This window comes from Streptomyces sp. NPDC057136 (genome assembly GCF_042670885.1).
Lineage (GTDB): Bacteria > Actinomycetota > Actinomycetes > Streptomycetales > Streptomycetaceae > Streptomyces.
Genome location: NZ_JBHUUV010000004.1, coordinates 325,029 through 350,615, shown reverse-complemented (window position 1 = coordinate 350,615; position 25,587 = coordinate 325,029). Strand labels below are relative to the sequence as shown.

The following is a 25,587-nucleotide window of genomic DNA, read 5'->3' as shown; positions in this document are numbered from 1 at the left end:
GTCGCGTGCGCTGACGGGACGGCCCGCGCGCGCCTCCGTCTCCAGACGCTCGGCGGTGGACAGCCAGGCGTCGTGCCAGCCGTCGTAGTCGCCGGAAGTGACCCGGGAGGCGGTAGCGATGACTCGCCGACGTCCGAGCCCCCGTACGCGGCGAGGCCGAGGTTGCGCAGCGTCTCGAACCAGAACGGCGGATCGTCACGGAACATCAACTGCTCCACGACACCTCCCGTTCGACGAAGGCGCGGAACGTGCCCGGCGGGCACCCGGTGAGGCGCTCGACGGTGTCCGAGGTACGGTCCTCGGCGCCGCCGGCGATGGCGCGGTCCATGCCGGCCAGCATGGTGGCGAACTCCAGCGGTATCTCGGCCGCCCAGCGGTCGCGCAGCTGCTCGAAAGTCAGGTGCTGGTGGACGACGGGGCGGCCGGTGACCTCGGTGATGACCGCGGCGACGTCGTCGTAGCTCAGCGACTGCGGCCCGGTGAGGACCAAGTCGGTGTTGGGGGCCTTCTCATCGGTCAGCGCGCGTACGGCGACGGCGGCGATGTCCTCCGCGTCGATGAACCCGACGCGGCCGTCTCCCGAGGCCGTGAGGATGGCGCCGTCCTCGCGGATGCTGCGTGCGTGGGGGGTGAGGCCGGTGAAGTTCTGCATGAACCAGGAAGGCCGCAGCACCGCCCACTGCTCGAACAGGCCGGGCAGTTCCGCGTGCACCCGGCCCACCGCCGGACCGCCCGCGGGGATCGCCGAAGAGCTGAGCAGCACCACGCGGCGCATGTCTGCCGCACGGGCCTGGCGGAGGAAGGGCAGCATGACCGCGGCTGGGTCGGAGGAGCCGATGGGCGGGATGAGGTAGGCGCGATCGACGCCGTCCAGGGCCTCATCCCAGGTCGCGGGCTCGTTCCAGTCGAAGCGGACAGCCTCCGCACCCTCCACCGGGGTCGCGGTTCGGCCGGCGGCCTTGACGCGGTGGCCCACGGCGATCAGGCCGGCGGTGACGCGGCGGCCGGTGGTGCCGGTGGCCCCGATGACCAGGGCGGCGTTGGAGGTAGTCATCAGTTCGCTCCTACGAAGTCGGCGCCGGGCCGGGACACGGCGAGGGGGTTCCAGTAGTCGCGGTAGGAGGTAATGAGCCCGTCCTTGACCGTGACCACGGCGATGTAGGTCATGTCGAAGGGGCTGCCGGTCTCCACCAGGCGGCCGACCCCGCGCATCTCCACCACGACCGTCTCGGGGACGGTGGACTGGTGGATCTTCACGTCAGGGAAGTCGTGCACGTCGACGTGGTCGGGGTAGTGGCGCATGTAGTCGCCGACCGCGGCCTTGCCTTCGAGGCGCACGGGCCAGCCCTCGGGAGCGAAGGGGAACTCCAGGACGCCATTGTCGTCCCACAGTTCCACCCAGGTGGGGATGTCCTTCTCCAGCAGCAGCTGCAGACCGTGGCGGTACAGCTCCGCAGCAGTCATGGGGATAATCATGATCAAGGCTTCCGTTCTGCTCGAAGTCACAGCGACCCCGGTCCGTCGGGTAGGGCCGCTCGTCACGAGAAAGCGATCTCCGGTGATGGCGGCTCGTCACGGCAGGGCACTCGAATGAAAACGGACTGACAGTCCGCATGACCTGAAGCATACGGACTGCCAGTCCACTTAACAAGGTCGAGTGCGACTGTCCGCGATCGCCGCTCGCAGGTCGGCAGCACCATCGCACCACCGACGTCAGCAGCGCCGTGCGCCGCGGCTCCGGCGTGTGCTCCAGAATCGGCGCCGGAGCCCGGGGCTGAGACGCCCCGGACTACCCGACCTGTCGAGGTGACCGACAGCGGCGAGTCCTGCGGGGGTTGTCGTCAGGCGGCCCAGATCTGCTGTCCTGTGGCGTGGTAGAGGCGGAGGGATCCGTCGGTGCCGAGGACGAGCCAGCCGGGGTTCTTGTTGTTGGTGCCGGCTGCCCAGTTCGCGTGGCCGTCCTTGGCGTAGACGACGAGGTTGCGTCGGTCTGCAGTCTGAGTTGTGTGCCGCCGCGGAGAGCGTTGGCCCATACCGTTTGGCCGTTCTTGGTGAGGGTGAGCGCACCGCTGGTGAGGGTGAGCCGGTAGCTCCCGGCCTGGAGGTAGCTGCCTTCCTCTAGCGCGCCGCCCGTGCCGATGCGGTCCTTGCCGCACGTCGCCCTGAACCGTTCCGGGTCTGGTGGAGACTCTAGGTCTTGACTGTGACCTGGGGTTTCTTGTCGGTCAGGTGGTAGTTGGCTTCGTATTCTGCGGGTGGGAGGTGGCCTATCTCACCGTGCAGGCGTTGATGGTTGTACCAGTCGACCCACTCGGCGGTGGCCAGTTCGACGTCGGACAGGGTTCTCCAGGGCCTGCGGGGCCTGATCAGTTCGGTCTTGAACAGGCCGATCGTGGATTCCATCAGTGCGTTGCCGTAGGCGTCGCCGACCGATCCGATGGAGGCCGCGATGCCCTCCTGGTGCAGGTGCTCGGCGAGGGCGAACGAGGTGTATTGAGAGCCGGCATCGCTGTGGTGAACCAGCTCGCCGGGCTGGTGGCGGTTGCCTTCGCGGTCGCGCTGCCACAGTCCCATCTCGACAGCGGCCAGGACGAGTTCGGTGTGTTTGGTGGTGGCCGCGGACCAGCCGACGATGCGGCCGGAGAACGTGTCGACGACGAAGGCGACGTAGACGGTGCCGGCCCAGGCTGCGACGTGGGTGAAGTCTGCGACCCAGGTCCGGTTCGGGGCGTCGGCGACGAAGTCGTGCTCGACCAGGTCCGGGGCCCGATCGGCTGCCCGGTCCTGGACTGTGGTGACGACTCTCTTTCCGCGGACGGCGCCGGTGATGCCGAGTTCGCGCATCAGCCGTTCGACGGTGCAGCGGGCGACCTGGTGGCCGTGCCGGCGCAGGTGGTGCCAGATCTTGCGGGCCCCGTAGACGCGGTAATTGGCGTCGAACACCTCTTGGACCAGGGCCTTCAGTTCCGCGTCGCGCACGGTTGTCGGCGTACACCGGAATGTGCACCGGCCGGTACAGACGAACGTGCACAGGTTTGAGGAGATGCCGCGTGTCATACGGTGCTCGCGTTACGGCGTGCCGTTCTGCTCGGTCGGTGCCGCCAGGCGAAAGCCCACACCGATCGCCGCCAGATCTTGCTCGTAAGCGCCGTGTCGACGGGCGCATCGGGCCAGATCCCGGTCGTGGCGGAACGCCCCGCCTCGAGTGACGTGTGGATCGAATGCCCAGTCCTCGGTGTCCGGCACCTCGGTGGGAGCACCCGGATAGGGGGCGTAGAGGGTGGAGGTCCACTCGTCGGCATTGCCGGCCATGTCCAACACCCCGAAAGGGCTCGCGCCTTCTGGGAACGAGCCGACCGGCATCGTGGTGCCGATGCCCAGGTCCACCAGATTGGCCAGGCCGGTGCGGTACTGCGCGCCCCACGGGAACTCCCGGCCGTCGTCGCCACGGGCAGCGCGCTCCCATTCGTCCTCCGTGGGCAGCCGCACCTCAAGGCCGCCGAGCTGTTCCCCAAGCCACTGGCAGTAGGCCGTCGCCGCATCCCAGGTGACCCCGATGAGCGGATGGTCCGCCAGTGCCTGCGGGATCGGCCGGCCGGTGGCTGCCGCGAAGAGTGCCCACTGGCCGACCGTGACCTGGGTACGGGCGATCCGAAATGCCGGGAGATGGATCTCTGCTCGCGGGGCTTCCTTTTGGTACCACTCCACCGGCACCCCGGTGTCGGCATAGCGGTGGGCCACCTCCGCCACCTCGTCAATCGGCGTACCTCGACGCAGCAACCCGGACGGGACTTCAACCCAGTCCACCTGCTCGACATGCATGTTTCTCCTCAACTCGATCGGCTAGCCCTCATGATCACCTCGGTGGCCGGGGTGATCATCGGCCGATAGGCCTGCCTCGACAGCGACTTTGGAACCAGGACCTTGTGGCCGCCGCCCCGGCTGCGCTTCGACATGGCGAGCTGTGCACGTTCGCGCGTACCGGGCTGAGCATTTTCAGGTGAACGCCGACAACGGTTCGCGCGGAGGGCGGGCGGGCCTTGGCCGCTTAGTAGGTGGACGGGGCGATGCTGGTGCCGTGCCTGGTCAGCACGGAGCAGATCGGCTCGACGCCGCCGAAGCGTCCAGGTACTCGTCAACGAATGTCACGAGCGAAGATGTGGCCGGTCGAGCTCGGCCGCGAAGAAAGCCGAGGCCGCCTTGAGGATCCCGTTCGCCCGCCTGAGCTCAGCGACTTCCTTCTTCAGCGCCTTGACCTGGGCGGATTCCTCCGTTGTCGTCCCGAGCCGGGTCCCGGAGTCGATCTGCTCCCGGCGGACCCACTGGCGCACCGTCTCTGCTGTACCAACACCGAGTTTGCTCGCGACGGCCTTCATCGCGGCCCACTCGTTCGCGTAGTCGGGGCGCACCTCGGCGACCATGCGCACCGCACGACGTCGCAGCTCAGCGGGATATGGGGAGGGACGTGCCATGACTCGATCCTCTCAAAGAATCGAGTCTCCATTGAACCCGGAACGGTTCACCACGTCGATGTCCTCTGCCATCCAACCCAGGCATTTGACAACGAATCCAGTCGACTCAGCCGACGCAGGCGCCGTTATCCCACACTTGTGGGCGTTCCTCGGCAGGTCAGCCGGGCTCGCCGAGCGTCGGGCCGCTCATGCTCTGCAGTCATTTCGCCGAACTCGATCGAGTCAGGCCCGCGTAGCGGTGTGCCACTCCGCCGGGAAGCAGGTATTCGGCCAGCAGGTTGCCGGCGCGGCGAGATGGCAACCCCATGTCGTGCAGCAGTTCGTCCGCGCAGTGGATGTCGTAGGGGCCGAAGTCGTAGCCGCCGGAGCCTGGCAGTACCTGCTCCTGCCAGGCCAGGCGAGCGTCGGTGTCCTCCCGCATCTCCTGCTCGTCCGGGGTGGTGCGCAGCGTCGCCCGGAAATGGCTGGTCAGCCAGTGCGCGGTGAGTTCCACGCCCATGATGTTGTTGAAGACCTGCCGGAAACCGACGAACCCCAGCTGGTCGGCGCTGGGTGGCACGATGCCTCGGTAGAGCCGCAGCCGCCCGTCGGCATCGTGCACGCGCACGCTCGGGTCCAGGAACGGGAAGACTTTGTGGTGCCCCGTGGCGAACACGATGACATCCGCCGCCACTTCCTCGCCGGTCGCCAGTCGCAGCCCCCTGTCGGTATACGCCTCGACGGCACTGACCTTGGGGGCGATCAGGCCGCGGCGGACGGCCCGCGCGTAGCCGCGTGGCATCACTCCCGCGTGGGCCAGATGGAAGGGGAGCGCGTGAGCGGGCCGCAGCTGCCTCGGCAGCCGGTACAGCCCGGTGGAAAGCAGCATGTCGCGGGTGATGAGCCACCACAGAGCCCGCTTGACCCGCTCGTCGATGCGGTCGATCGGAGGGACGCAGGCCGGATCGTGGTAGCGGGGCAGGAGCGCCTCACCGAGCCGGGTGAACAGGATCCACTTGTAGCCGACAAGACCGAGCAGAAACCGCTCGGGGATCATCCAGTTCACCTTGCGCTGCACGATCGTGGCCGAGGCCGCCTCGCGTGCGGCGCGGGTGATCAGGTCCAATGCGGACTTGCCGCCGCCCACGACGACCACGCGCCGCCCGGCGAATGTCCCGGCCCGCACCTCGTTGGAGTGCAGCACGGTCCCAGGGAACAACTCACGCCCGGGCAGCTCGGGCAGTTGGGCATGATGATGAGCCCCACTGGCGACAACGACATAGTCGAATGTCTCGCGATGAACGTCCGCCGCCTTGTCCCCGGCGGGCCGGGAGTCGACCGACCAGCCGGAGGCGCCTACCCGCCCGGGCCCCTCCACCGGCCGGATGGAGATCACCTCGGTACCGGGCCGGACGCGGTCCAGTACACCGAAGGTCTCGGCGTAGTTCTCCAGGTAGCGTTGCGTGTCCACCGCGCTGGCGAAGTGCAAGCGGTTGGGCAGGTCCGCGAACTCGAAGAGGCGGAGCGCGGACTGGTTGGCCAGCCCGTCGTAGCAACCCTCTGATGACCAGATCCCGCCGACCTGCTGGTACTTGTCGAAGACCGTGACGTCGAAGCCGTTCTCCAGCAGCACCTTGGCGGTGACGATTCCCCCGGGGCCGGCCCCGACCACACACGCTCTCATCAACTGTCACTCCCCATGGGCGATCGCCGTGTCCAGCTCGCTCATCATCCCGGTTGCGGACCTCCATGCCCAGGGCGCCCTCCGATACCTGAGGCGTCAGAAGCTGAACGAGCACGGCAACACCCCAGGACACGACGTACGCGGTCAACGCCCACAGACGGAGACGACCGCGCGCATCACGGTGCGTCAGGAACGGGGACTCCATGTCCAGTTGTCCCTGCGGCAGTCGGCGACGCCCGGAGACCTCGACCCCTGCGTTGCTTTGCCACCCCCAATCCAGTCGATGCAGGTCAGCGCCGTCCGGCCGATTGACTTCGCTGTCAACGGACAGTCGAGTTGTCGTACATGGACGCGGTGCACTGGTGAAGTCGGCCCGGGGCGCGGTTCCGGTCTTTCGACCGGCCCGTTTCCCCGGAGCCGCTTCCCGAACCGGGCATGCGACTTGGCACCGCACCCGGCTCTCCACAAGCCCCGAAGGCTTCGTGGTGGCTTGCCCTCATCCCTCGGTCGGCCAGGGAGTCGGGATTGCTGCGCCCCGGTAGCGGTAGCGCGTGGTGCCTACCGTGAACAGGTCGTCGAACCTGCGATGAGGATCATCACGAGCCAGCAGCGCAGGCCGCAGCCCGCGGTCGACATCGGCGACTCGCTCAGGGCCCCCGCCCTGTCGCCCCACCCGCCCCAACGGATCTTCTCCGGCCTCGAGTTCGGACACACCCTTACGGACCGTCGTCTCGCTCGCCGCGGCCGCCCGCGCAACGGCCCGAATGCCTCCGTGCCCGAGCCCACGTGCCTCCGCGGCCATCAAAAGCCGCCGCTGCCGCTCGTCCAGATGCGGAAACAACACCGCGAACTTCACAGCAAGGTGGGCACGAGTCTCGTCCGGGATGCGCATACCACACCAACGAAGCCAAGGACGAGAAGCAACACCTTGATGATCTGCGAGCTCTTAGGTCCGCTTCCGGCGGCGGATGATGTGGTGGGCCACGGTCACGATGAGGAGAAGGGCCGCGGGGATGGCGTAGGGGAAGGCGGCCGAGGCGAGGCGTTGGGCGCGCAGGGCGGGCGTGATGCCCGCGACCCGGAGGGGTATGGCGAGGCTGTCGTTCGCCCGCACCCTGTCGTGCGCGGAGTAGGCGTCGCCGTGGATGACTTCCAGGCGGCCCGCAGCGCCCGGCACCTTCCGGTCGATCCGCAGCCTGATGTCCTCGTCCTCCACCCCCCAGGGGCAGGAGACCTGCCGGCCATTCGTCGAGCAGAGTGCTTCGCCCTCGTCCATCGGGACGCCGACCACCGTCGTGCCCTCGGGGGCGGTGAACCGCAGACCGTACTCCACGTGGTTGGTGACATCCGCCTTGGTGCCGTCCGGCCAGCGCTTCCGGACGCCGATCCCGACATCCACGGTCTCGCCCTCCGCTCCGTGGACGGCTGCGCCGACGGCCGCGAGGTCGAGGTGGGTGTCGACCGCGACCATGTCGTCGGGGTGCTCCTGGAAACGGCCGGTTACGCCCGTCTCCCGCACCCCGAGGGCCGGGTCCGTGTCGTGCCCGGCTCGCCAATCCTCATAGTGCGCCCAGTGCTTCTTCTGTGAACTGCCGGGGTTCAGGTCGGGGTCATCCGGTCCGCCGATTGCAAACGCCGAATAGGAGAAGTTGCTGTAGAGCACCCGCTTCGGTATCCGGAAAAGGAGCGGGTGGTCCAGGGAAACAGTTTCCTGCGGGCGCAATTCGCGCCCGAATTCGCATTGCACGGACGAGGGGTAGAGGTCTTCGTAGCTGCCGCAGTTCCGGTACGTTCGGGTGCGGCTCATCTTGACGCCCTCGCCCGATTCGACGCTTATACCGAAGCCGTTTTCGGCCCGTACGTTCCCGTCGTTCCGTACGGCGAGATTAAAGGGCATCGTGCCGCCGGGCTTCGGTCGCTGCTCACCGGCGCCCTGCCTGATGTCCTGCTTACGCACCGTGAGTCGGGGGACTCCGACGACTACGTCGGTCGTACGGCGGGCGACGGTGGAACCGGACGCCGGCCCGGACTTGCCAGCGTCCGCGGCGATGGTCACTCGCCCCCGGTCGCCGCTCTCGCTGCCCTTGGCCGCACGCAAATGGAACGGTGTCACCGACTTCGTCGCGCCGCCCGCGCTCCCCCGCTCACCCACCTCGTACAAGCAGTTGACCTGCGTCTTCTCGCGGTGACAGGCCTTACTGAGGTGACCGACGGCAGCTACGCCGGCCAGCCGCCCGATATCGATCCGCACCCTGACCCGACCGTGACCGGCCAAGGCCGCACGGCGGATCCCCACCGCGAAGCCGAATGCCTGATCGCCCGACCACTTTTCTTCCGCGCTGTGCCGTTCCGCCAGGAAGCGGGTGTGCTGCGGGCCGTCGAGGGTGACCGCGCCCCGCTCCTCGTCCGCCGCGGCCGGTACCGCCACCGGTCCGAGCAGAGCACCGAACGCGGTACCCATGACGATCCCCAGGGCACCGAGAGCACGATGTTGACGTCTATTTCTTTGCATCGCAGGCTAGGACTCCTGACGCGGACTCGCGGTTGCAACCCGCACAGATCAAAGTCAGCGACGGACCTGGATCTTGGCCCGGGGCCCCTGCTGCCGCCGGGCGAATGACGGCAAGTGTTCTGCACGCGGCCGTTACTGCCCGCCTCGCGGGGGTACTCCCGCGGCATGACCGATAAATGAACGTATCCGACAAGCAAGACGACCGAGCCGTCGGCGAGCTAAGGGTCCGTAAAGAATCAACACGTTGGTTTGCTCTCTGTCTTGAGGATCGCGCCGTGTGCGGTGGCGTGGACGAGGAGTCCTGCCAGGGTGTTGAGGTGTGCTGCTGGTGGCCGGGGCGTGTGTGCGTGCTGGTCCATCAGCCGTCGGATCTCGCTGGTGGTGTGGCGGATGGTGTCCTTGCTGACGGCGAAGAGGTGGGCCAGCACGGTGGGCGGCAGGGCGAGGTTTTGTTGCAGCACGGTGGCCAGGACCCGGTCGGCCAGGTCCAGTTTGGCTTTACGGCCGCCGCCTGGGGCCCGGCGCCGTTCACCGCCGTCGCGTCGTTTGGTGGCGTCCGGTTTCTGCAGCGCTTGCCAGCCGGCGGTCAGGGTCTCGGTCAGCTCGCTCAGTGCGATGCGGGTCATGCCAGTCAGGGCGGGATGTGCCAGAACATCGTGGTCGAAGGCCAGCACCGGCCCGGGGGTTGGCCCGGTGGGGTCCGCCGGGGCGGCGGGGCGGGGGTGGATGGTGTAGTTCCATTCGCCGTGGAAGGCGTGGCCGGTGACCGGCACTGCGTTTAGCTCGGTGTCGCTGATCTTCACGCCGGTGGGGTAGGTGCCGGTGTCGAGTTCGGCGTGGACGGTGAGGCCGGTGCGGGTGGTGGTCGCCGCGATGGACTGCACGACGACCTCGTGACTGTTCAGCGGTCTGCCGCGCCAGTTCATCGTGATCGCGGAGAACAGCCGGTGTTCCACCTTGTTCCACTTCGATGTGCCCGGCGGCATGTGGCAGACCGTGACGGCCAGGCCGGTCCGGGCTGCGAACGTAGCCAGTTCGGTCTTGAAGGCCCGGGTGCGGTATCCGTTGGAGCCGCCCGCGTCCGCGGTGATCAGCAGCCGGGTGGCCTGCGGGTAGTCGAGGCACCCACGCGCCTGCCACCAACGGCGGATCGACTCGACCGCGAAGGTGGCGGTGTCGTGATCGGTGCCGACGTTCACCCAGCCGGTGCCCGCCGCCAGGTCGTAGATGCCTTAGGGCAGGGCCTTGCCCAGCGCGTCACCGGGGAAGTCATGGACGTCGACCCGCACGGGTTCACCGGCCGGCCTCCATTGACGTCCCGCGTTCTTGAACTCCCCGACGATCTCCTTCTTTTTCGTGTCCACACTGACCACCGGCTCGCCGTCCGCCCGATGATCCTTGACCTGGTCGTTGATGTACCGGAACTGCGCGTCCCGGTCGGGGTGCTAAGCGCCCTCAAGGGTCTTGGCGTTGGCCTGCAGACTGAAACCGTTCTCCCGCAGCAGCCTCCCCACGGTCGGCGCTGAAGCGGCGTGCCCCTGCCGCGCCAGCTCCCCGGCCAGAGACCGCAGCGACCTGGTCGTCCACCGCAGCGGCGACATCGGATCGCCCCCGCCGGGCTTGCCGCAGAAACCGGTCTCACAATCACCGTGTTCCACCTGCCTCCGGGAACGTCGAAGTGGAACAAGATCGAGCACCCGCTCTTCTCCCACATCACCATGAACTGGCGCGGTCGCCCGCTGACGAGCCACGAAGTCATCGTCCAGTCCATCGCCGCGACCACTACCCGCACCGGGTTGCGCGTGAGGGCGCCCTCGACACCAACACCTATCCCACCGGGGTTCGTATTGGTGATGCGGAGATGGCGGCACTGCGGCTGACCCGGCATGTATTCCATGGCGGATGGAACTATGCGTCGGCTGGCTGATTCTCCGGTCGGTGGCCAGCCGGTGCTGATCGAACTGACAGTGCGGCGGTTGTACTGCGATAACACTGCAGCCTGAGAGGCTGGCGCCCGCGGGCGCCCCGGCGAGGCGAGCCCACCTGCCCACACCGCACTGCGACGCCTTGCCGTAAAGGCCAGCCGCTGATCAATCGACGCCGCCCACGCGCTCACTTTGAAGGCCGGCCAGAGCTGACCTCGGTGGGCTCGGGGCGACAGTGCGGGGGCTCGCAAAAGGGACCAGCGTCCTGTCCGCCAAGCCCGCAACCGGCATGACCCGCACCAGCGGCGCCCGCGGCGCCGGCTCCTTCTGTGGCCGACCAAACGGCGGCTCCGGCGGCCCGGCTGCCGCCGGCGCTTCACCTGAACCAGCGATACCGCCGCATCTGTTGTAGCGTCGACGAAACCGGCGCTGAGCTGCACAAAGATCCATCAGCTCGCCTCACGTCCAGTTCCTGTCCGAGAGAACCGCCTCTGCCCGGTGTGGCGCGAAGTGGTGCTGGCTGGCCATACAGCGGTGCTTCGGCCGTTAGGCACCCGGGTGGCCGACATGTACGAACGGCGCGGGGCGGGCAGAATTGCCTTGAGAGCCCCGTCCACCGGCGACTGAGTGCGCGCGGTCGGTTCGTGCGCGCCTGAAAAGGGGGCCTGGTGTCATCCGACCGGCCGGGGGAAGAGCATGCTCCTGGTCCGCTGTGGTCGGAGCCGGGCACCCTGCTGGAGCATGTGGCCGTGGCCGTGCTGGGCATCGATGACCACGATCGGATCTGCTACTGGGGGCCGGGCGCGCAGCGACTCTTCGGGTACGCGGCCGCGGACGTCCTGTCCAGGCCCGCCGCCGCCCTCTTTCCCGCAGCCCCGCAGGACGGTACGAGCGCGGCCGAGCGACTCGCGGAGCGCGGCCGGACCCTGGGCTACTGGCGGGTGAGGATGCCGGCCCTGCACCGGGACGGAACCGTCTTCGACTGTGGCTTCCGGGTCTTTCCCGTGACGGGCGAGCACGGCCGTTCCGTCATCGTGGGCCTGGCCAGCAGGGGCGACGAACTCGACCGGGTGAAGACCAACCTCGCCTTCCTCGACGCGCTCTTCGAGACGTGCCCCATCGGCCTCGTCATGCTCGACAAGGACCTGCGTTACGTCCACCTCAACCAGGCCCTCGCCGACATGGACGGCATCCCGATCCAGGACCACATCGGGCGGCCTATGACCGACATCATGATCACCTCGGACGGCGGCGAGTACCGGCGACTGCTGCGCGCCGTCGCCGACGAGGGCCGGCCCGTCGTGAGCGCCCTGGTCGGCCTCCGCACCCCCGGACACCCCGACCGTGACCAGGTACGTTCCGTGAGCTTCTTCCCCCTGAGCCAGGCCGGCGACACGCGGCCGGGACTGGGCGGGCTGCTCGTGGACGTCACCGATCGCGAGCAGGCGATCGTGGAAGCAACCGCCGCGCGGCAACGCCTGGCTCTCCTCGACCGGGCCTCCGCCCGGATCGGCACCACCCTGGACGTGAACGTCACCGCCCGTGAGCTGGTCGACGCGGCCGTTCCGGACTTCTCCGACGCGTCGGTCGTCGAGGTCGTGGAGTGGGCGGACGAGCGTGAGGTGTTCGACCCGGCTGCTCCGCTGATCACCCGCCGGATCGCCTCCGGAACCAGCCTGCCCCCTCCCGCCACCGAGCTCGTGAGCGGCCTGGCGAGGATCACCTACCCGCCGGGCTCCACGATCCACGAGATGATCCGCACGGGCGGCCCCGTGTGCGTCCCGGTCAACGACGAGTTCATGACACGCACCGTCATCCACCAGGCCCGCGCCCGACTGCTTCTCGAGAGCGGCCTGACCAGTCTGCTCCTCGCCCCCCTCATCGCGCGGGGCACGGTGCAGGGCATCGCCATGTTCGGCCGCTCCGCCGCCCGCCCCATCTTCACCGAACAAGACCTCAGCCTGGCCGGCGAACTCGCCTCCCGCGCCGCGCTCTGTCTGGACAACGCCCGCCTCTACAGCCGCGTCCAGGACATCGCACTCACCCTCCAACGCGCCCTGCTCCCCACCGCCCTGACGGCCGGCCCATGTGTGCGGATCGCCCACAGGTACCTGCCCGGCAGCCACATCAGCGAGGTCGGAGGCGACTGGTACGACGCAATCGAGCTGCCAAACGGCCGGGTGGCGCTCGTCGTGGGCGACGTGGTGGGACACGGCGTGCCGGCGGCCGCGGCGATGGGCAGACTGCGCATCACCGCCAAGGCCCTGGCCCGCCAGAACCTGGAACCGAACGCCGTTCTCAAGGAACTCGACGTGTGCGCACAGGAAGCCGGGATCGAGCTGGCGACCTGCCTCTACATCCGCTACGACCCGGCGACCGGCGAAGCCCGCATCGCGAACGCGGGCCACCCCCCACCTCTGGTCCGGCAGCCCGACGGCACGGTCGAGATCATCGACGAGGTCCTCGGGGTTCCCCTCGGCGTCGGCGGCTTCCCGTTCCGCACGACCGAGATCGAACTCCAGGAGAGCGCGACGCTGGCCCTGTACACCGACGGTCTCGTCGAAGCGGGTGGGGACATCAGCGAGGGCATCGAGGCGCTCCGATCCCAACTCGCCCGTGCCGCAGGGGGACTGGAAGCGACAGCGGAGGACATCCTGGCGAACATGCTGCCGTCCGCGCCCACTGACGACACAGTGATCGTCCTCGCCCAGGTAGGCCGGTCATCACCGCATCCGGCCGGGGCGAGCCCGAGTGATGGTTAATGAGTTCCCGGTCAGTCTGGCCGGTGCGGCACTGGCCATCCGCGCGGCGTGGCACCGCCGCAGCAAGCATCGGCTACCTTGATCCTCCGCCGGTCCCGAACGACGAGGCCGCCGAGACCTACGTTCGCCAGGCACGGCGAAGTGCATGAGGACCATGGCCCGGTCGCGGATGCCCATGAGGTTGTCGGGGCAGGCGGGCTGATGGCGGTGAGGTGGTCGACGAGCAGCGGTGGGGCCTGGCCTCGGCCTCGCTGCTCGCCGTTGGTCTCCATCTCCTTGACCAGCTGCTTGAGCCGGTTGCGGGCGAGGCGTGCGACGCCGTCCTCCGGCTTCACGCCGTGCTCGCTGCGGGCGGTGACGACTGTGCCGGTGATCCGCCGGTCGATGGTGGAGGGCGCGGTGTACGTCCCCTTCTTCCATCCGGGCCGGTTCCACAGCCACTCGGTGAACATCACCAGTGTGCCCGGGGTGACGGCGAGCAGCGGTACGCCGCTCTCGGCGCAGAACTGCGTCCAGCTCGCCCAGTCCTGGGCGTAGCCGCGGCGGGTGTTGGCCGGCCGTTTGTCCGCAACGACTTTCAGGGCCTGGTCGTCGATGTGGTCCAGGGCGGCTCGGGTCGCGGCGTCGTACGCGTCCGGCCGGACCGGCGCCGCCGGGGTGACGACCGGATTGACTGCTGTCTGGTGCTCTGCCACGTTCGCTCCGTACGCCGCTGATGGGCCCTTTTCTTGATCCCGGTTATGGGGAGCGGGAGCTTATCCGGCTTCAACAGCGCCGATCTTCGTTCCGATGTTCCTCTCGGCGCTGCGCGGGATGCCCCGATATGCGTGCACCGTGCGCACCGGCCGCGAGAAGGAGCCGGCATGACCACCGTCTCTCCGGACCCCGTGCCTACGCCGCGCCCGCCGGCCGATGAGCCGTTACTGAGTACCCACGCCGCCGTTGTCTTCGTGATGGCCGCGATCATCGGAGCCATCCCAGGGGTGCTCACCTACTTCATCAGCGGAAACGCAGCGGGCGCACTGCTCGCCGGACTGATCGGATTCGGATCCAGCGCCCTCGCTTTGCACAAGGTCATCGGCCCCTGACGCCCGTGCTGGAGCAGTGCGCCGACCTCGCCGGGCGCGAGCCCCGGCGGCTGCACGGCGCACCGCGTGTACGCCGACCGTGTCGGGACCGCCCGGATCGCGCCCGTCGTGTCAGTCCGCTCCGCAACGGGGTCTGAGGAACATCCGTGTCAGATCGTGCGCTAATCTCGCTGTTTCGGTTGGGGTGTTGAGGCGTCCGTGATCGTCAACTGTCGGCTGGCCGAGGTGTTTTCTCAGTTCGGGCATAGTCCAATCGCAGCAAGAGTGACAAGGACCCGGCGCAGTGGCTGCCGCCGGCCGCGTCCGCTCAGTGTGTCCATGCCTCCGACTGGTCGCCACCAAGCTCCGCTGGAGGCTCACCGCGGACGGCGACAGCGTCGTGAAGGACGAGGTCGCTCCCTAGGCGCACGGTTGGGGTCAAGCGCCCCACGGGTTGAAGGAGGAGTCGCCTCTCGGGGGCGGCTCCTCTTCTGTCTGGTGACCGGCTGTGAGCGGCGGGCCGGTTCTGGCGGTGCCTACTGGTTGGCGGTGACCGTGTGGGTTCAGTCGGCGCGGCGGTAGGCAGCCGCGGCTCCGGCGATGCCGGAGCCGTATCGGGTGCGGGCGCGGTCGAGGGCGGCTTCGAGGTCGCGGGCTCTGTCGTCCCGGGTGTCGAAGGTGAGCTGGTGGGTGGCGGTCTCGGCCGGCGTGAGTTGCTCGGCGCGGAGGGAGATGGCGCGCACGCGCGCTCGCTCCAGGGCAAGGAGTGTGAGGAGTTCGCGTCCGGTCGCGGCGAGGTCGAGGGTGTGTGCGGTGGGTTCGGCCAGCTTGCGGGTGCGGGTGGTCTGGCTCCGGTCGGCATGGGTGACGGTCAGAGTGAGTGCTCGGGTGACTTCCTTGGTGTCCCTGAGCTGGGCGCCGATCTGCTCGGTGAGCGCGAGGACGGTGCGGTGGTGCTGGTCGGTATCAAGTTCGTCGCGGTCGAAGCGGTGACTCGCGCTGATCGACTTGGCTGGCGCCTGGGGAACCACGGCGCGGTCGTCGATGCCCCGTGCCCGGTCGTTTCTTTGAAAGGGCCAGTTGATGCTCACCCGATAGTGCTGAGACGAACGCCCGCCGCCATGCCCGCGACAATGATCCACAGACGTTCTCGCCGGCCTGCTGCCCGGCCGCCCGGCCGACGACATCGCCCTACTCATCGCCCGCACCAAGGCATTGGACACCGACCGCGTCGCCACCTGGGAGATACCCGCGGAACCCGTCGCCGTCGCCCAAGCCCGAAAGGATGCCGTCGTCCAACTGGAGACCTGGGGACTGGTCGACGCCAGCTTCGTCACCGAGCTGGTCGTCAGCGAACTCGTCACCAACGCCATCCGATACGGCGACCCACCCATACGTCTGCGTCTGATCCACGACCGAAACCTCATCTGCGAAGTCTCCGACGCCAGTGGCACCGCTCCCCACATGCGTCGCGCCCGCACCTTCGACGGCCTCGCCCTGCTTGACCTCGACTGATACGGAGGCTGCCACTCGTCAGGACGGTGCGCGCAGCGCGTCCACCGGTTCCAGGCGGGCAGCGCGGAGTGACGGATATAGGCCGGCCAGGAGGCCTACGACGGCTCCGGCGACCGGGGCGCCCAGGGCCAGGTTCAGATCCAGGACCGGGGTCCACTCCTTGGCGACCGCCACACAGACCACGACGGTGATTCCCAGGGCCGCGCCTATGACGCCGCCGAGCAGACCGATGGTCGTGGACTCCAGCAGGAACTGTCCGGCCACCTGCCGGCGGGAGGCCCCCAGCGCGCGGCGCAGGCCGATCTCACCGACGCGTTCCATCACCGTCACCAGGGTCACGTTGGCGATACCTATGGCACCCACCACCAGCGAGACCAGGCCGAGGACGAGGAAGAGCCCGTTGACGTCGCTCTGCACGCCGTGGCGCGCCTTGGAGAGGTCGGGCGGGGCCAGGACCGTCAAGGCGTCCGGATGGCTTGGGGCCAGGGCGATCGGGGCCTGCCTGGCCACCTGCTGGGCAGCGCCGAGGGAGGTGTTCACCAGGACCCGGGTCACCTGGCTCAGATCCAGCCGGTCCGCCGCCGTGGTGGGCGGCAGGATCACCGCCGTGGACAGGCGCTGCTCGCGCTGGATGCCACCGAGGATTCCGATCACGGTGTAGGACTGTCCGGAGAGGAAGACCGCCGGACCGTCGTCCACCCGGCGGATGCCGAGCAGCCGGGCCGCCTGGTCGCCGAGCACCGCCACCCGGTCGTGGCGGGCGATGTTGCCGGTGTCGTAGAAGCGGCCGGCGGTCATCTTCCCCCGTACGGCGGCCGGGAGGCTCGGGGAAGCGGCGACCACCGCGAGGCTCTGGGCGGAGGTGTCCCCCGGGGACACCACGTCGTTCGCCCTCACCTGGACGTTGGCGGTCGCCTCGGAGTCGGCGACGGCGGCCACCGAGGTCACTCCGGCCAGCCGTGCTACGGCGTCGGGCCCGGACCAGCCGACCAGCGGGCCGGTGTCCGCGCCGGGCGGCGCCGCCGGTACCACCACGCTGACCGAGGTGGCGGTGAGCGCGTCGAACCGGCCGACGATCTGGTTGCCCGCGGTGGACGCGACGCCGATGGTGATGACCAGCGTGGTGATGCCCAGCACCGTGCCGAGGGTGGTCAGGGCCGAACGGACCGGGCGGGCCAGTACGCCGGCCAGCGCCTCCGTCCACAGGTCCCGGGGGTCCATCCAGGGACGGTCGATCCCCTTCGCCGTTGCCGCTCTCATACGGTCTCCTGGGTGAGCCGGCCGTCGGTGATCCTTACGCGCCTGTTGGCCCGGCGGCTGACGGACTCGTCGTGGGTGATCACCACCAGGGTCATGCCCTGCGCGCACAGTTCGTCGAAGAGTTCCAGCACGGAGAGGGTGTTCTCGCTGTCCAGGTTGCCGGTGGGCTCGTCGCAGAGCAGCAGCGCGGGGTCGCTCATCAGCGCACGGGCGATGGCCACCCGCTGGCGCTCGCCGCCGGAGAGCCGGTCGGGCCGGAAGCCGGAGCGGTGCCCGAGTCCCACCCGGTCCAGCGCCTCCCGGGCGCGGGCGAGCCGACTGCCGCGTCCGCGCCCGCGGCGGGGCCTGCGGTACGTCTCGGCCAGCATCACGTTCTCGTCCACCGTCCGGTACGGGAGGAGGTGGAAGGACTGGAAGACGAAACCGATGCGGCTGCCGCGCAGCGAGGTGCGTTCGAGATCGCCGAGGCCGGTGGTCTCCACTCCGTCCAGCCGGTACGACCCGGAGCTCGGCCGGTCCAGCAGGCCGAGCGTGTTGAGCAGGGTCGACTTCCCGGAGCCGGACGGTCCGACGATCGACAGGTGCTCGCCGCGCCGTACCGTCAGGTTCACTCCGCGCAGGGCGTGCACCGGCGGATCGGAGTCGAAGATCCGCGTCACGTCGGCCAGTTCGATGACGGTCATTCGCCCACCACGACCTGGTCGCCCTTGGCCAGCCTGCCACCGGCCGGCTTCACCTCGACGAGGCCGGCCGCCGACAGCCCGACCGTTATGGGCACGTCCACCGTTTTGCCGTCGCGCTGCACCCGCACCCGGGCCTTGCCGTCCGCGGCGGTGTGGATCGCGGCGATCGGTACGGCCAGTACGGCGCCGTCCGAGGCGCCGACCTTGATGGTCACCGTCACCGAGGCACCGGCCTGCCCGGCCAGCGCTCCCGGATCCGGCACCGCGATGCGCAGCTGCACCGGGGCGGACGGATCGCCCGCTCCCGAGGTCTCCGAGCCGGAGCCGGAGGAATCGGCGTCGGACGAATCGGCGCTGGACGAGCCGGAGCCGGAGGTGTCGCCGCCGGAGTCCGAGCCCTGCTCGCCGCCCTTTTCGCCGTCGCCCGTCGACGCCTGCGCCGCGTCGTCGCCGAGCGCGGCCACCGTGCCCTTCGCCTTCTTGCCGTCCGGCGCCTGCACCTCCACCGTCATGCCCTGCCGCAGCAGCGTGGCGTCCGCACCCGGAACGACCGCCTGGACGACGAGGTCGGAGCTGGTCACCGTACCGATCTGGCCGGACGGCGTGTCTCCCGCCCGCACCGTCACCTTGTCCAGCCGTACGGGCAGTTTCGGAAGGAACAGGGTCTCGCCGACCGGGACCCTCGTCCCGTACGTGGTCTGGAACGCGCTGAGCGCGGCGTTCGCCGTGTCCAGCCCCTGCTGCGCGGCCTTGAGCCGCAGCTTCTGGACTTCGGTGGTCTGCGTGCCGTCGTCCGACGAGGACGTGGCCTCGGCGTCGGCGTCGGTGCCACCGCTCCCGCCCTTCGCGGTCAGGAGTGCCTCCTGCGCGGCGAACACCGCCTGCTGAAGCTCCCCCAGCCGCTGCTGGTCCGCCGTGCTCGGCTGCTGCGCCTCGTACCCCTTGCTCTTGTACCAGCGGGTGACGGCCGACGCGGTTCCCTGGCGGAAGGTGCCGCTGATCGAGCCGGGGTCGAAGCCGAGCCGCCGCAGGGCCTGCTGAAGCTGCGTCACGTCGTCCCCGGAGGTGCCCGGCGCGATCGTGCGGTACATCGGCACCGATCCGCTGAGCACCAGCACCGGACGGCCGCTCACCGTCATCAGTACGTCGCCCTCCTTCAGCTTCGCCCCGGCGGTCGGCGCCTTGGTGACCCGTTGCTCAGCCGTCTCCCCCGCGGTGCCGTCCGCGCTTCCCGTCGTCCCGGAACCGACCGAGCCCGCCAGGGAGAGCGCCTGGGGCGAGCCGAACTCCAGCGAGCCCGTCGCCACCACGGTCGCGGTGAGGGTGCGCCGCTCGACCGCCACGGTCACCGGCCCGGCGTCCGGAGCCTGGTGTTCAGCGGCGACATCGGCCGGAGACTTCACGTGCGTGCCGGCGAACCAGCCGCCCGCACCGACCAGGACGACCGTGCAGACCAGCGCTCCCAGCTTGTTGCGGTTGCTGCCGCGGACGAGCCTCATCCCTTGCCGCCGGCGTAGGGGTGCTCCATGAGCTTGGGAAAGTACGCCGCCCGGAAGTCCTTTCCGCACTCCAGGTCCTTCAACGCGACGCTGATCTCGTTGGTGAGCAGCGGCAGGGCCTTGCTTTTGGTCATGTCCGCCGTGCCCTGCTGGGGCATCTTGCTGCTCTGGCCGAACAGGACGTCGTCCGCGATGCCGGTGGGCTGGGTCGTGGTCACCGTGATGCCCTCCTTGCGGAGGCAGGAGGCGTACGACTGGGCAAGCCGCACCAGCTCCGCGTCACCGTTGAGCGCCAGTCCCGCCTGGCGGTTCTTCTCCGCCTCGGCGGCGTCCTCCTTCTGCTGCTCGGCGGCGCTCTTGGCGGAGCCGTACACCTTGGCCTGGGCGTCCTTCATACAGCCGGCGGTCAGCCCGGAGTTCGCACCGTCGATCGCGTACTGGCCCATCGCCTGCGTGTAGGCCTTCTGCTGGGCGGGGGTGAGCTGGGCGACGTACCGGCTGTTGGGGCTCTCCTGGTCCTTCTGGCTCGCCTTGCTGTTCGGTGCCTTCGGGTCGTCGGGGTAGACGGCGCCCGCGTACAGACCGAATCCGTACTTCTTCCGGTACTCCTTGGCCAGCGCGTAGTCGGCTCCGCTGATTGCCTCGTCCTGCTCGCCGGAGCCCGCGCTGTCGACGTGCGGCGTGTACGTGAAGCCCTTCTTCTTCATGCAGGCGGCGATGGCGTTCTGCATGAGGTACTCCTTTTTGGTCTCCGGGTCCGCGTCCGCCGGAACGGCGAGGTCGCCGTTCGCCTGGCGCTTCGCCTTCTCGCCACCGGACGTCGCCGAGGCCTTCGCCGACGCTCCCGAGCCGCCTGTGTCACTCGAGCCGCCGCAGGCGGCGAGCAGGGGCAGCAGTCCCACCGCCAAGGTGGCGGTCAGCGAGTTACGGAGCATTTTGGGCATGGTCATGCCATCTCTCTGCTTTCAGAAGGAAATGATGAAGTGGGTCAGGGATGTTTTCGCAGGGCCTGCCGCCCCGGCCCTCCTACGAGCCGGACGCCGTGACCGCGCCGAACAGCCGGGAGTCGGTGGCGATCGCAGACAACTCGGCCTTTGACGGCACCGCTTCAGGTACCGACAAGCCGTCCTTGTTCAGATCGCCCGCGATCACCTCGACCGTCCAGCCTTCAGGCGTCAGATACGACACACCGAGGGCGTCCGAGGGCCTTGGGGTTCCGGTCGGTGCCGACGACGATCCGTCGGAGCCCATCACCTGGTACGACATGAGGTGGCCCCCCGAAGCCGCGGGCACCGTCTCGCAGAAGGTGCTGAAAAGCATCCACACTGAGACGACCGTGCGCCTGCCGCTGTTGGCGCATGTCGCCCCCTCAGTGGGCGAGAGCACCGGCGTCTGTGTCACCGTCCGCCTGATGGCCACATACAGGTCGGCCGCGCCCTTGTCCGAGGTCAGCCGGAAGTAGCGGCCCTGAACGCGCGGCGCGGCCGGATTCGACGACTGGACCGTGCCGGTCTCGGCCGGGACGATCGAACGCAACAGCTTCAGGGACGGATACCGGACCGCCGGCACCGTCGCGGCCGGCGGCGCAGCGCGGCCGTCGGCCAGGAACGCCTGGGTGACAGCGACCCCTCCGCCCATCAGCGTCGCCACCATCGCGGCGGAGCCCGCCGCCACGGCGATCCTGCGACGGCGGCGGATCCGGACGCCCTTCCTGATCGCGCCCGGCACCAGATCCGGCATCGGCGGCTCCGCCCCGACGCTCAGCCCGCCCAGCGCCTCGGCGAATCCTGCCTCGGCGCCGATGCCGCCGCCTTGGCCATCGCGGCTTCCACGACCGCCGTGACCGCCGCGGCTTCCGCCGTGGCCGCCGACGCCTCCGCCCACGTTGCTCTCGTCCGTCATGCTCACCACTCCGCCGTCAGATAGCCACTACGGTGCGACGCCGCCGCCGCCAGGGGCGTGTCGCCCAGGATGCGGCGCAGTGCCGCCAGTCCCCGCGAGGTCTGGGACTTCACCGTGCCGGTGCTGCATCCCAGCGCCGCCGCGGTCTCCTCCACGCTCTGGTCCTCCCAGAACCGCAGGACCAGGACGGCCCGGCTGCGCGCGGGCACCTGCCGCAGCGCGTCCAGCAGCGTCAGCCGCAGCTCCGGGTCCTGCGCGGGGGCGACCACGTCGTACTCGTACGCCCCCGGCCGCTCCCACCAGCGGCGCCGTCGCGTCTCGTCCACGAAGGTCCGGTACAGCACCTTGCGGGCGTAGGCGTCCGGGGAATCCGTCCGCCGCACCCGGCGCCACACCGCGTACAGCTTCGCCAGCGAGGTCTGCGTGAGGTCCTCGGCCAAGTGCCAGTCGCCGCACAGCAGGTAGGCCGCCCTGCGAAGCTGCGCCTGGCGGCTGCGCGCGAACTCGTCGAACGTGATGTTCTCGTCGTCCGACGGGTGCGGCGCCGGTCTTGGCTCGAACAGGCTCACAGTCCACCTCCACCGGTCGTGGGAACGCAGCACGCCGGGATCATGGGGAATCCGGCAGTCACGGGCCCGGAGCCGAGCGGTGAGAAGTGCGTCATGCATTCTGAACGGGACGGGCCGCCCGTCAGGTTGTCAGAGATCCGAAAAACTTTTTCGGGCGGCCCCACCGCATGCCCGCCTGCCTGTCTGCCCGGCTACCGGCCGATGAGGTAGGCGCGTTGGATCGTCTGGACCAGCGTGTTTCCGGCCCGGTCCGTCAGCTTGGCCCGGAGCGAGACACTGCGGGCACCCGCCGGGTGCTTCAGCGACAGCCGCTTGCCGTCGACGGCCTTGACCGTCTTCCAGGTCCTGCCCTCGTCGTACGACACCTGGAAGGCGAGCTTCTTGAGCTGCCGGCCGTGGGCGGCGCCTTCGACGGTGAAGGGCACGTCGAACGTCCGGCCCGCCGCCGCCTTCGCCCTGCCGGACAGGCTCAGCTCGGGGGAGAAACGGACCGTCGACAGCGGGAGCGCGGTCGACTTGTTCTCGGAGGTCTGAGCGGAACGGAAGGTCCACTTCGCCGTGACGCGGGAGCTGAGCGGCGAGACGGAGGCGGCACGCGAGGCGTCCAGGGTCAGCTCGTACGCGCTGTCCCCCGCCGGAACGGCGTACGAGGCGGTGCCATCGGTCGGCGAGAAGTCGCTGGGGATCTCCTTGCCGTCGGCCCGCAGCAAGCTCTCCAGCACGGTGTGGTCGCTCACACCCCAGTGCCCGGAGCCGTCGCCGAACAGCGGCAGGAAGGCCTCGATGACGTTGCCGTGCCGCTCGGCGCCGGGGTTGCCCTTGCTCGGCAGCGCGTCGCTCGCCCACAGCATCGGACCGAAGACGCCGGTGTTGAACCGCTCGCTGTAGTTCTTGCCCGCCCCATAGGTTCGGGGCCTTGCGACCAGCAGGGTGTCCCAGGACTTGGAGCCGTCCTCGGCCGTGGCCAGCTGGAACATGGTGTACGTCCACTTGATGCCGTTGGCGAGGACGTAGTCGGTGGTGCGCAGCGGCAGTTTCGTCTCCGGGACGCTGAAGCTCGGGGCCGTCCCGCCGTCACGGGTGGCAGGCACGGCGTCGGCCTCCGCGACCCTGCCCTTGACGGGTGCCCCGGCCTCGAAGGCGACCTTGGCGAGCTGTTCCTTCTTGACCTTGGTCGTGAAGCCGCCCAGCGAACCCGTGCGGTCCCAGGCCAGCCGGTAGTTCACGGCCGGCCGGCCCTTGGTCTCCCGCCTCCAGGTGCCCGAGTACTGGGCGAACGCCTGGTCCGCGGGCAGTTGCGCGCCGAGCTGCCCGACGCGCAGGCTCGCGAAGTTCGGAACCAGGTACTGCAGGGAGGCACCGGGAAGCCCGGCGGCCCGGTCGAAGCCGACCACGACCGTCGCGCTGGTGTTCACGGCGGCGGTGTCCGGCAGGGTGACCTTCACCGGCTTGGCCTTGCGCGCGTCGATGCTGACCTTCGTGTCCCGGTCCAGGCGCAGCTTGGGCTGCATCAGCACGGCGTGCCTGGCGGAGGTGTAGGCGGGGTGGATGACGCCGCTGATCGAGTAGTCGCCCTTGGGTAGCCGCACCGTGACCGTGCCGTCCTCCGCGTCGGAGAACTCGCCGGCGAAGTCGTTGTCGAAGCCCGTGACCTGGGTGGCCGCGTCGCCGGTCGGCTTGCCGTCCTCGTCGAGGTGGGTGAGCGTCAGGTCGTACGACTCGATCTCGCGCTCCACGCCGACGGCGGTGCGCACCTTGACCTTGCCGTCCGCCGACGTGGCGGTCACCGCACCGCCGAACGAGCCGTCGGCCGTACCGACGCGGGTGTCCGCCGTGACGTCGGCCGTCGCTGTGCCGCCCGCGGGGACGGTGAGCTGATCGGTCGAGAGGCCGAACATGCCCTGGGGGGCCGGTTTCCCGTCCACCGCCAGGGCGTCCACAGACAGCTTCAGGGTGACGGGCTGCGTCCCGAGGTTGCGGTACGTCAGCTTCTTCGTCACCGGCTTGTCGTCGGCGTGCGGCCACTGCTGCAGACCGAAGCCGATCGGGCCCTGCTCCGTGATGACGCTCTGCCCGATCGCCCGCGCCACGTCGGTGCGGCCGGTGCCCTGCTGGTACGAGCTGTACGCGCCCGGCTTCGTGGAGCCGGTCAGCACCGCCTTGATCCGCTCCCCGTCCCAGCCCGGGTGCTGTTGGGCCAGGATGGCGGCGGCCCCGGCGACATGCGGGGTCGCCATGGACGTGCCGCTGATGGTGAGGTAGCCGGGTATGCCGGAGGGGAAGTCCCTCACCAGCGTACTGTCCGCTGCCGCGGCGGCCGTGATGGCGACGCCCGGCGCGGTCAGGTCGGGCTTGACCCCGCCGTCGCCGGAACGCGGGCCGCGGCTGGAGAACTTGGCGAGCTGGTCGGACTTGTCCACCGCGCCGACGGTCAGCGCGGATTCGGCGCTGCCCGGCGAGCCGACCGTCTTCTCCCCGTACTCGCCCTCGTTCCCGGAGGCGATGACGAACAGGGTGTCCGACTCGGCGGAGAGCCGGTTGACGGTTTCCTCCAGCGGGTCGACGCCTGGATTGTCGAAGCCGCCGAGGCTGAGGTTGACGATGTCGGCGCCCTGCGCCACCGCCCACTCCATGCCCGCCATGATCTCGGAGTCGCTGCCGCTGCCACTGTCGTCCAGGACCTTGCCGTCCAGGATCCTCGCGCCGGGCGCGACCCCCTTGTACTTGCCGCCGGACTTGGCCCCCGTGCCGGCCACCGTCGACGCCACATGGGTGCCGTGGCCGACCCGGTCGACGTTGTCGGCGGACGCGGAGAAGTTCTTCTCCGCGATCTCCTGGCCCGCGAGGTCGGGGTGGGTCTGGTCGACGCCGGTGTCCAGCACGGCGACCTTGACGCCCTTCCCGTCGAACCCGGTCTGCCAGGCGGTCGGCGCGCCGATCTGCTTGACGCTCTGGTCGAGGCTCGCCGTGCGCCTGCCGTCCAGCCACACCTTCTCCACCGCCTGCGCGGCGGCCGAGTCCGCCGTACTCCGGGCGCCGCCGGAGCCGGTGACGGTGTCCCAGAACGCGGTGCCGCTGTTCTTGCGGATGCGCATCGCCTTGCCGTTGACGGTGGGCAGCGCCCGGCCGAGCCGTGTCCCGGCCCCGGAGAACGCGCTCATCGCGGGAGCCTTTTGGCCCTGGAACGTGACGATCAGCGGCAGGTCGGACCGGCCCGCGTCGTCATAGCCGTACTCCACCAGCTGGGTCACGTCGAACAGCCGCGCGTCCAGCTTGCCCCGCGCCAACAGCAACTGCGCGTCACCGGGCACCACATGCGTATGCCCGTCGATCTTCCGGACCGAGAACGTCATGCCCTCGCGCCCCTCGGCCCGCTCTATTCGCGTGACCGCGCCGACGGCGTCCACCAGAACCCGGTCGCCGGTGACCAGCGTCACCGTCTTCACGGCCTTCCCCGCCTCGGCACCGCCCGCCCCCTGCGCCACGGCCCCGAAGGTCCCGCCCAACGCTCCGTCGAGGGACGCGGCGCCGGCCACCCCGCCCGGCAGTCCACCCAACAGAACCGCGGCGGACACCACTCCCACCGCCGCGAACACACGCCTTCGTCTTCCACGCATATGCAACTGCGCTCCCCTGATGCTCGGAATCGGGTGGGCCGTTCAACTGCGCCTGGCCAAGTGCGCCGGGCGGCCCGTCCCGCCCTGAACGCATCGACCAGCGCTCCGGGTTGTCAGAGCGCCGGAAGTTGTTGATCCCGG

18 protein-coding genes and 5 pseudogenes are annotated in these 25,587 nt (G+C 69.4%); 4 read left to right on the top strand and 19 right to left on the bottom strand.

What is annotated here, in order from left to right; genetic code table 11:
* Nucleotides 1-205: 205 nt before the first annotated feature.
* From ACFT7S_RS07925 to ACFT7S_RS07880, 10 genes and pseudogenes are all read right to left on the bottom strand, one after another.
* Complete coding sequence (locus ACFT7S_RS07925) at nt 206-1,054, bottom strand: NmrA family NAD(P)-binding protein (protein WP_382728457.1); 849 nt, start codon at nt 1,052-1,054, stop codon at nt 206-208.
* Nucleotides 1,054-1,464 carry a nuclear transport factor 2 family protein gene (locus ACFT7S_RS07920; RefSeq protein WP_382728454.1) on the bottom strand — a complete coding sequence of 137 codons (411 nt, stop codon included), beginning with the start codon at nt 1,462-1,464 and terminating at the stop codon, nt 1,054-1,056. Before ACFT7S_RS07920 ends, ACFT7S_RS07925 begins: the two co-directional genes overlap by 1 nt.
* 377 nt (nt 1,465-1,841) lie before the next feature.
* The gene (locus ACFT7S_RS07915; RefSeq protein WP_382728451.1) at nt 1,842-2,033 is read right to left on the bottom strand and encodes a hypothetical protein; all 192 of its coding nucleotides are present in this window, start codon (nt 2,031-2,033) and stop codon (nt 1,842-1,844) included.
* A 157-nt stretch (nt 2,034-2,190) separates the two neighbouring features.
* A complete protein-coding gene (locus tag ACFT7S_RS07910; RefSeq protein WP_382728449.1) occupies nt 2,191-2,979 on the bottom strand; it encodes an IS3 family transposase in 789 nt (262 codons plus the stop codon).
* A gap of 90 nt (nt 2,980-3,069) precedes the next feature.
* Complete coding sequence (locus ACFT7S_RS07905; protein WP_382728446.1) at nt 3,070-3,822, bottom strand: formylglycine-generating enzyme family protein; 753 nt, start codon at nt 3,820-3,822, stop codon at nt 3,070-3,072.
* A 229-nt stretch (nt 3,823-4,051) separates the two neighbouring features.
* Nucleotides 4,052-4,472: pseudogene (locus tag ACFT7S_RS07900) on the bottom strand (IS3 family transposase); the annotation flags it as partial.
* A gap of 199 nt (nt 4,473-4,671) precedes the next feature.
* Entirely contained in the window at nt 4,672-6,135 is a 1,464-nt protein-coding gene (locus tag ACFT7S_RS07895; protein ID WP_382728443.1) for a flavin-containing monooxygenase, read from the bottom strand.
* A 547-nt stretch (nt 6,136-6,682) separates the two neighbouring features.
* Nucleotides 6,683-7,027, bottom strand: a pseudogene (locus ACFT7S_RS07890) (ISAzo13 family transposase); the annotation flags it as partial.
* Between the two features lie 54 nt (nt 7,028-7,081).
* Nucleotides 7,082-8,596: a hypothetical protein gene (locus ACFT7S_RS07885; protein WP_382728440.1), complete on the bottom strand. Its 1,515-nt coding sequence runs from the start codon at nt 8,594-8,596 to the stop codon at nt 7,082-7,084.
* Nucleotides 8,597-9,363: 767 nt separating this feature from the next.
* Nucleotides 9,364-10,257: pseudogene (locus ACFT7S_RS07880) on the bottom strand (ISAzo13 family transposase); the annotation flags it as partial.
* Between the two features lie 3 nt (nt 10,258-10,260).
* Here ACFT7S_RS07880 and ACFT7S_RS07875 point away from each other — a divergent pair.
* Nucleotides 10,261-10,574 (top strand): annotated as a pseudogene (locus ACFT7S_RS07875) (ISAzo13 family transposase); the annotation flags it as partial.
* 666 nt (nt 10,575-11,240) lie between these two features.
* On the top strand, nt 11,241-13,334 hold the full coding sequence (locus tag ACFT7S_RS07870) for a SpoIIE family protein phosphatase (RefSeq protein WP_382728438.1): 2,094 nt from the start codon (nt 11,241-11,243) through the stop codon (nt 13,332-13,334).
* Nucleotides 13,335-13,345: 11 nt separating this feature from the next.
* Here ACFT7S_RS07870 and ACFT7S_RS07865 read toward each other — a convergent pair whose 3' ends face one another.
* Nucleotides 13,346-14,029, bottom strand: coding sequence for a hypothetical protein (locus tag ACFT7S_RS07865; RefSeq protein ID WP_382728437.1), 684 nt, complete (start codon nt 14,027-14,029; stop codon nt 13,346-13,348).
* 168 nt (nt 14,030-14,197) lie between these two features.
* On the opposite strand from ACFT7S_RS07865, the gene ACFT7S_RS07860 reads away from it, so the two are divergent.
* Nucleotides 14,198-14,422: a hypothetical protein gene (locus ACFT7S_RS07860; RefSeq protein ID WP_382728434.1), complete on the top strand. Its 225-nt coding sequence runs from the start codon at nt 14,198-14,200 to the stop codon at nt 14,420-14,422.
* Nucleotides 14,423-14,964: 542 nt separating this feature from the next.
* On the opposite strand, the gene ACFT7S_RS07855 is transcribed toward ACFT7S_RS07860, so the two are convergent.
* Nucleotides 14,965-15,492, bottom strand: a complete 528-nt coding sequence (locus ACFT7S_RS07855; RefSeq protein ID WP_382728432.1) for a hypothetical protein — start codon at nt 15,490-15,492, stop codon at nt 14,965-14,967.
* Nucleotides 15,493-15,547: 55 nt separating this feature from the next.
* On the opposite strand from ACFT7S_RS07855, the pseudogene ACFT7S_RS07850 reads away from it, so the two are divergent.
* A pseudogene (locus ACFT7S_RS07850) lies at nt 15,548-15,889 on the top strand (ATP-binding protein); the annotation flags it as partial.
* Between the two features lie 45 nt (nt 15,890-15,934).
* On the opposite strand, the gene ACFT7S_RS07845 reads toward ACFT7S_RS07850, so the two are convergent.
* The 7 genes from ACFT7S_RS07845 to ACFT7S_RS07815 all read right to left on the bottom strand — a co-directional run bounded on the left by ACFT7S_RS07845 (nt 15,935) and on the right by ACFT7S_RS07815 (nt 25,404).
* Nucleotides 15,935-17,176 carry an ABC transporter permease gene (locus tag ACFT7S_RS07845; protein ID WP_382728430.1) on the bottom strand — a complete coding sequence of 414 codons (1,242 nt, stop codon included), beginning with the start codon at nt 17,174-17,176 and terminating at the stop codon, nt 15,935-15,937.
* Nucleotides 17,173-17,859, bottom strand: a complete 687-nt coding sequence (locus ACFT7S_RS07840) for an ABC transporter ATP-binding protein (protein ID WP_382728427.1) — start codon at nt 17,857-17,859, stop codon at nt 17,173-17,175. The genes ACFT7S_RS07845 and ACFT7S_RS07840 overlap by 4 nt, the downstream gene beginning before the upstream one ends.
* On the bottom strand, nt 17,856-19,358 hold the full coding sequence (locus ACFT7S_RS07835) for a peptidoglycan-binding protein (RefSeq protein ID WP_382728424.1): 1,503 nt from the start codon (nt 19,356-19,358) through the stop codon (nt 17,856-17,858). Before ACFT7S_RS07835 ends, ACFT7S_RS07840 begins: the two co-directional genes overlap by 4 nt.
* A complete protein-coding gene (locus ACFT7S_RS07830) occupies nt 19,355-20,308 on the bottom strand; it encodes a hypothetical protein (RefSeq protein ID WP_382728421.1) in 954 nt (317 codons plus the stop codon). Before ACFT7S_RS07830 ends, ACFT7S_RS07835 begins: the two co-directional genes overlap by 4 nt.
* 76 nt (nt 20,309-20,384) lie before the next feature.
* Complete coding sequence (locus ACFT7S_RS07825) at nt 20,385-21,260, bottom strand: hypothetical protein (protein WP_382728419.1); 876 nt, start codon at nt 21,258-21,260, stop codon at nt 20,385-20,387.
* Between the two features lie 2 nt (nt 21,261-21,262).
* The gene (locus tag ACFT7S_RS07820; protein ID WP_382728417.1) at nt 21,263-21,829 is read right to left on the bottom strand and encodes a SigE family RNA polymerase sigma factor; all 567 of its coding nucleotides are present in this window, start codon (nt 21,827-21,829) and stop codon (nt 21,263-21,265) included.
* Nucleotides 21,830-22,020: 191 nt separating this feature from the next.
* Nucleotides 22,021-25,404 (bottom strand): S8 family serine peptidase, encoded by a 3,384-nt coding sequence (locus ACFT7S_RS07815; protein ID WP_382728414.1) that lies wholly within the window; start codon nt 25,402-25,404, stop codon nt 22,021-22,023.
* Nucleotides 25,405-25,587 lie beyond the last annotated feature (183 nt).

Coding starts and splice junctions, on each gene's coding strand:
- ACFT7S_RS07885 (WP_382728440.1), bottom strand. CDS start 8,596: ATGGGTACCGCGTTCGGTGCTCTGCTCGGACCGGTGGCGGTACCGGCC.
- ACFT7S_RS07925 (WP_382728457.1), bottom strand. CDS start 1,054: ATGACTACCTCCAACGCCGCCCTGGTCATCGGGGCCACCGGCACCACC.
- ACFT7S_RS07825 (WP_382728419.1), bottom strand. CDS start 21,260: ATGACGGACGAGAGCAACGTGGGCGGAGGCGTCGGCGGCCACGGCGGA.
- ACFT7S_RS07845 (WP_382728430.1), bottom strand. CDS start 17,176: ATGAGAGCGGCAACGGCGAAGGGGATCGACCGTCCCTGGATGGACCCC.
- ACFT7S_RS07840 (WP_382728427.1), bottom strand. CDS start 17,859: ATGACCGTCATCGAACTGGCCGACGTGACGCGGATCTTCGACTCCGAT.
- ACFT7S_RS07895 (WP_382728443.1), bottom strand. CDS start 6,135: ATGAGAGCGTGTGTGGTCGGGGCCGGCCCCGGGGGAATCGTCACCGCC.
- ACFT7S_RS07905 (WP_382728446.1), bottom strand. CDS start 3,822: ATGCATGTCGAGCAGGTGGACTGGGTTGAAGTCCCGTCCGGGTTGCTG.
- ACFT7S_RS07830 (WP_382728421.1), bottom strand. CDS start 20,308: ATGACCATGCCCAAAATGCTCCGTAACTCGCTGACCGCCACCTTGGCG.
- ACFT7S_RS07835 (WP_382728424.1), bottom strand. CDS start 19,358: ATGAGGCTCGTCCGCGGCAGCAACCGCAACAAGCTGGGAGCGCTGGTC.
- ACFT7S_RS07920 (WP_382728454.1), bottom strand. CDS start 1,464: ATGACTGCTGCGGAGCTGTACCGCCACGGTCTGCAGCTGCTGCTGGAG.
- ACFT7S_RS07860 (WP_382728434.1), top strand. CDS start 14,198: ATGACCACCGTCTCTCCGGACCCCGTGCCTACGCCGCGCCCGCCGGCC.
- ACFT7S_RS07915 (WP_382728451.1), bottom strand. CDS start 2,033: ATGGGCCAACGCTCTCCGCGGCGGCACACAACTCAGACTGCAGACCGA.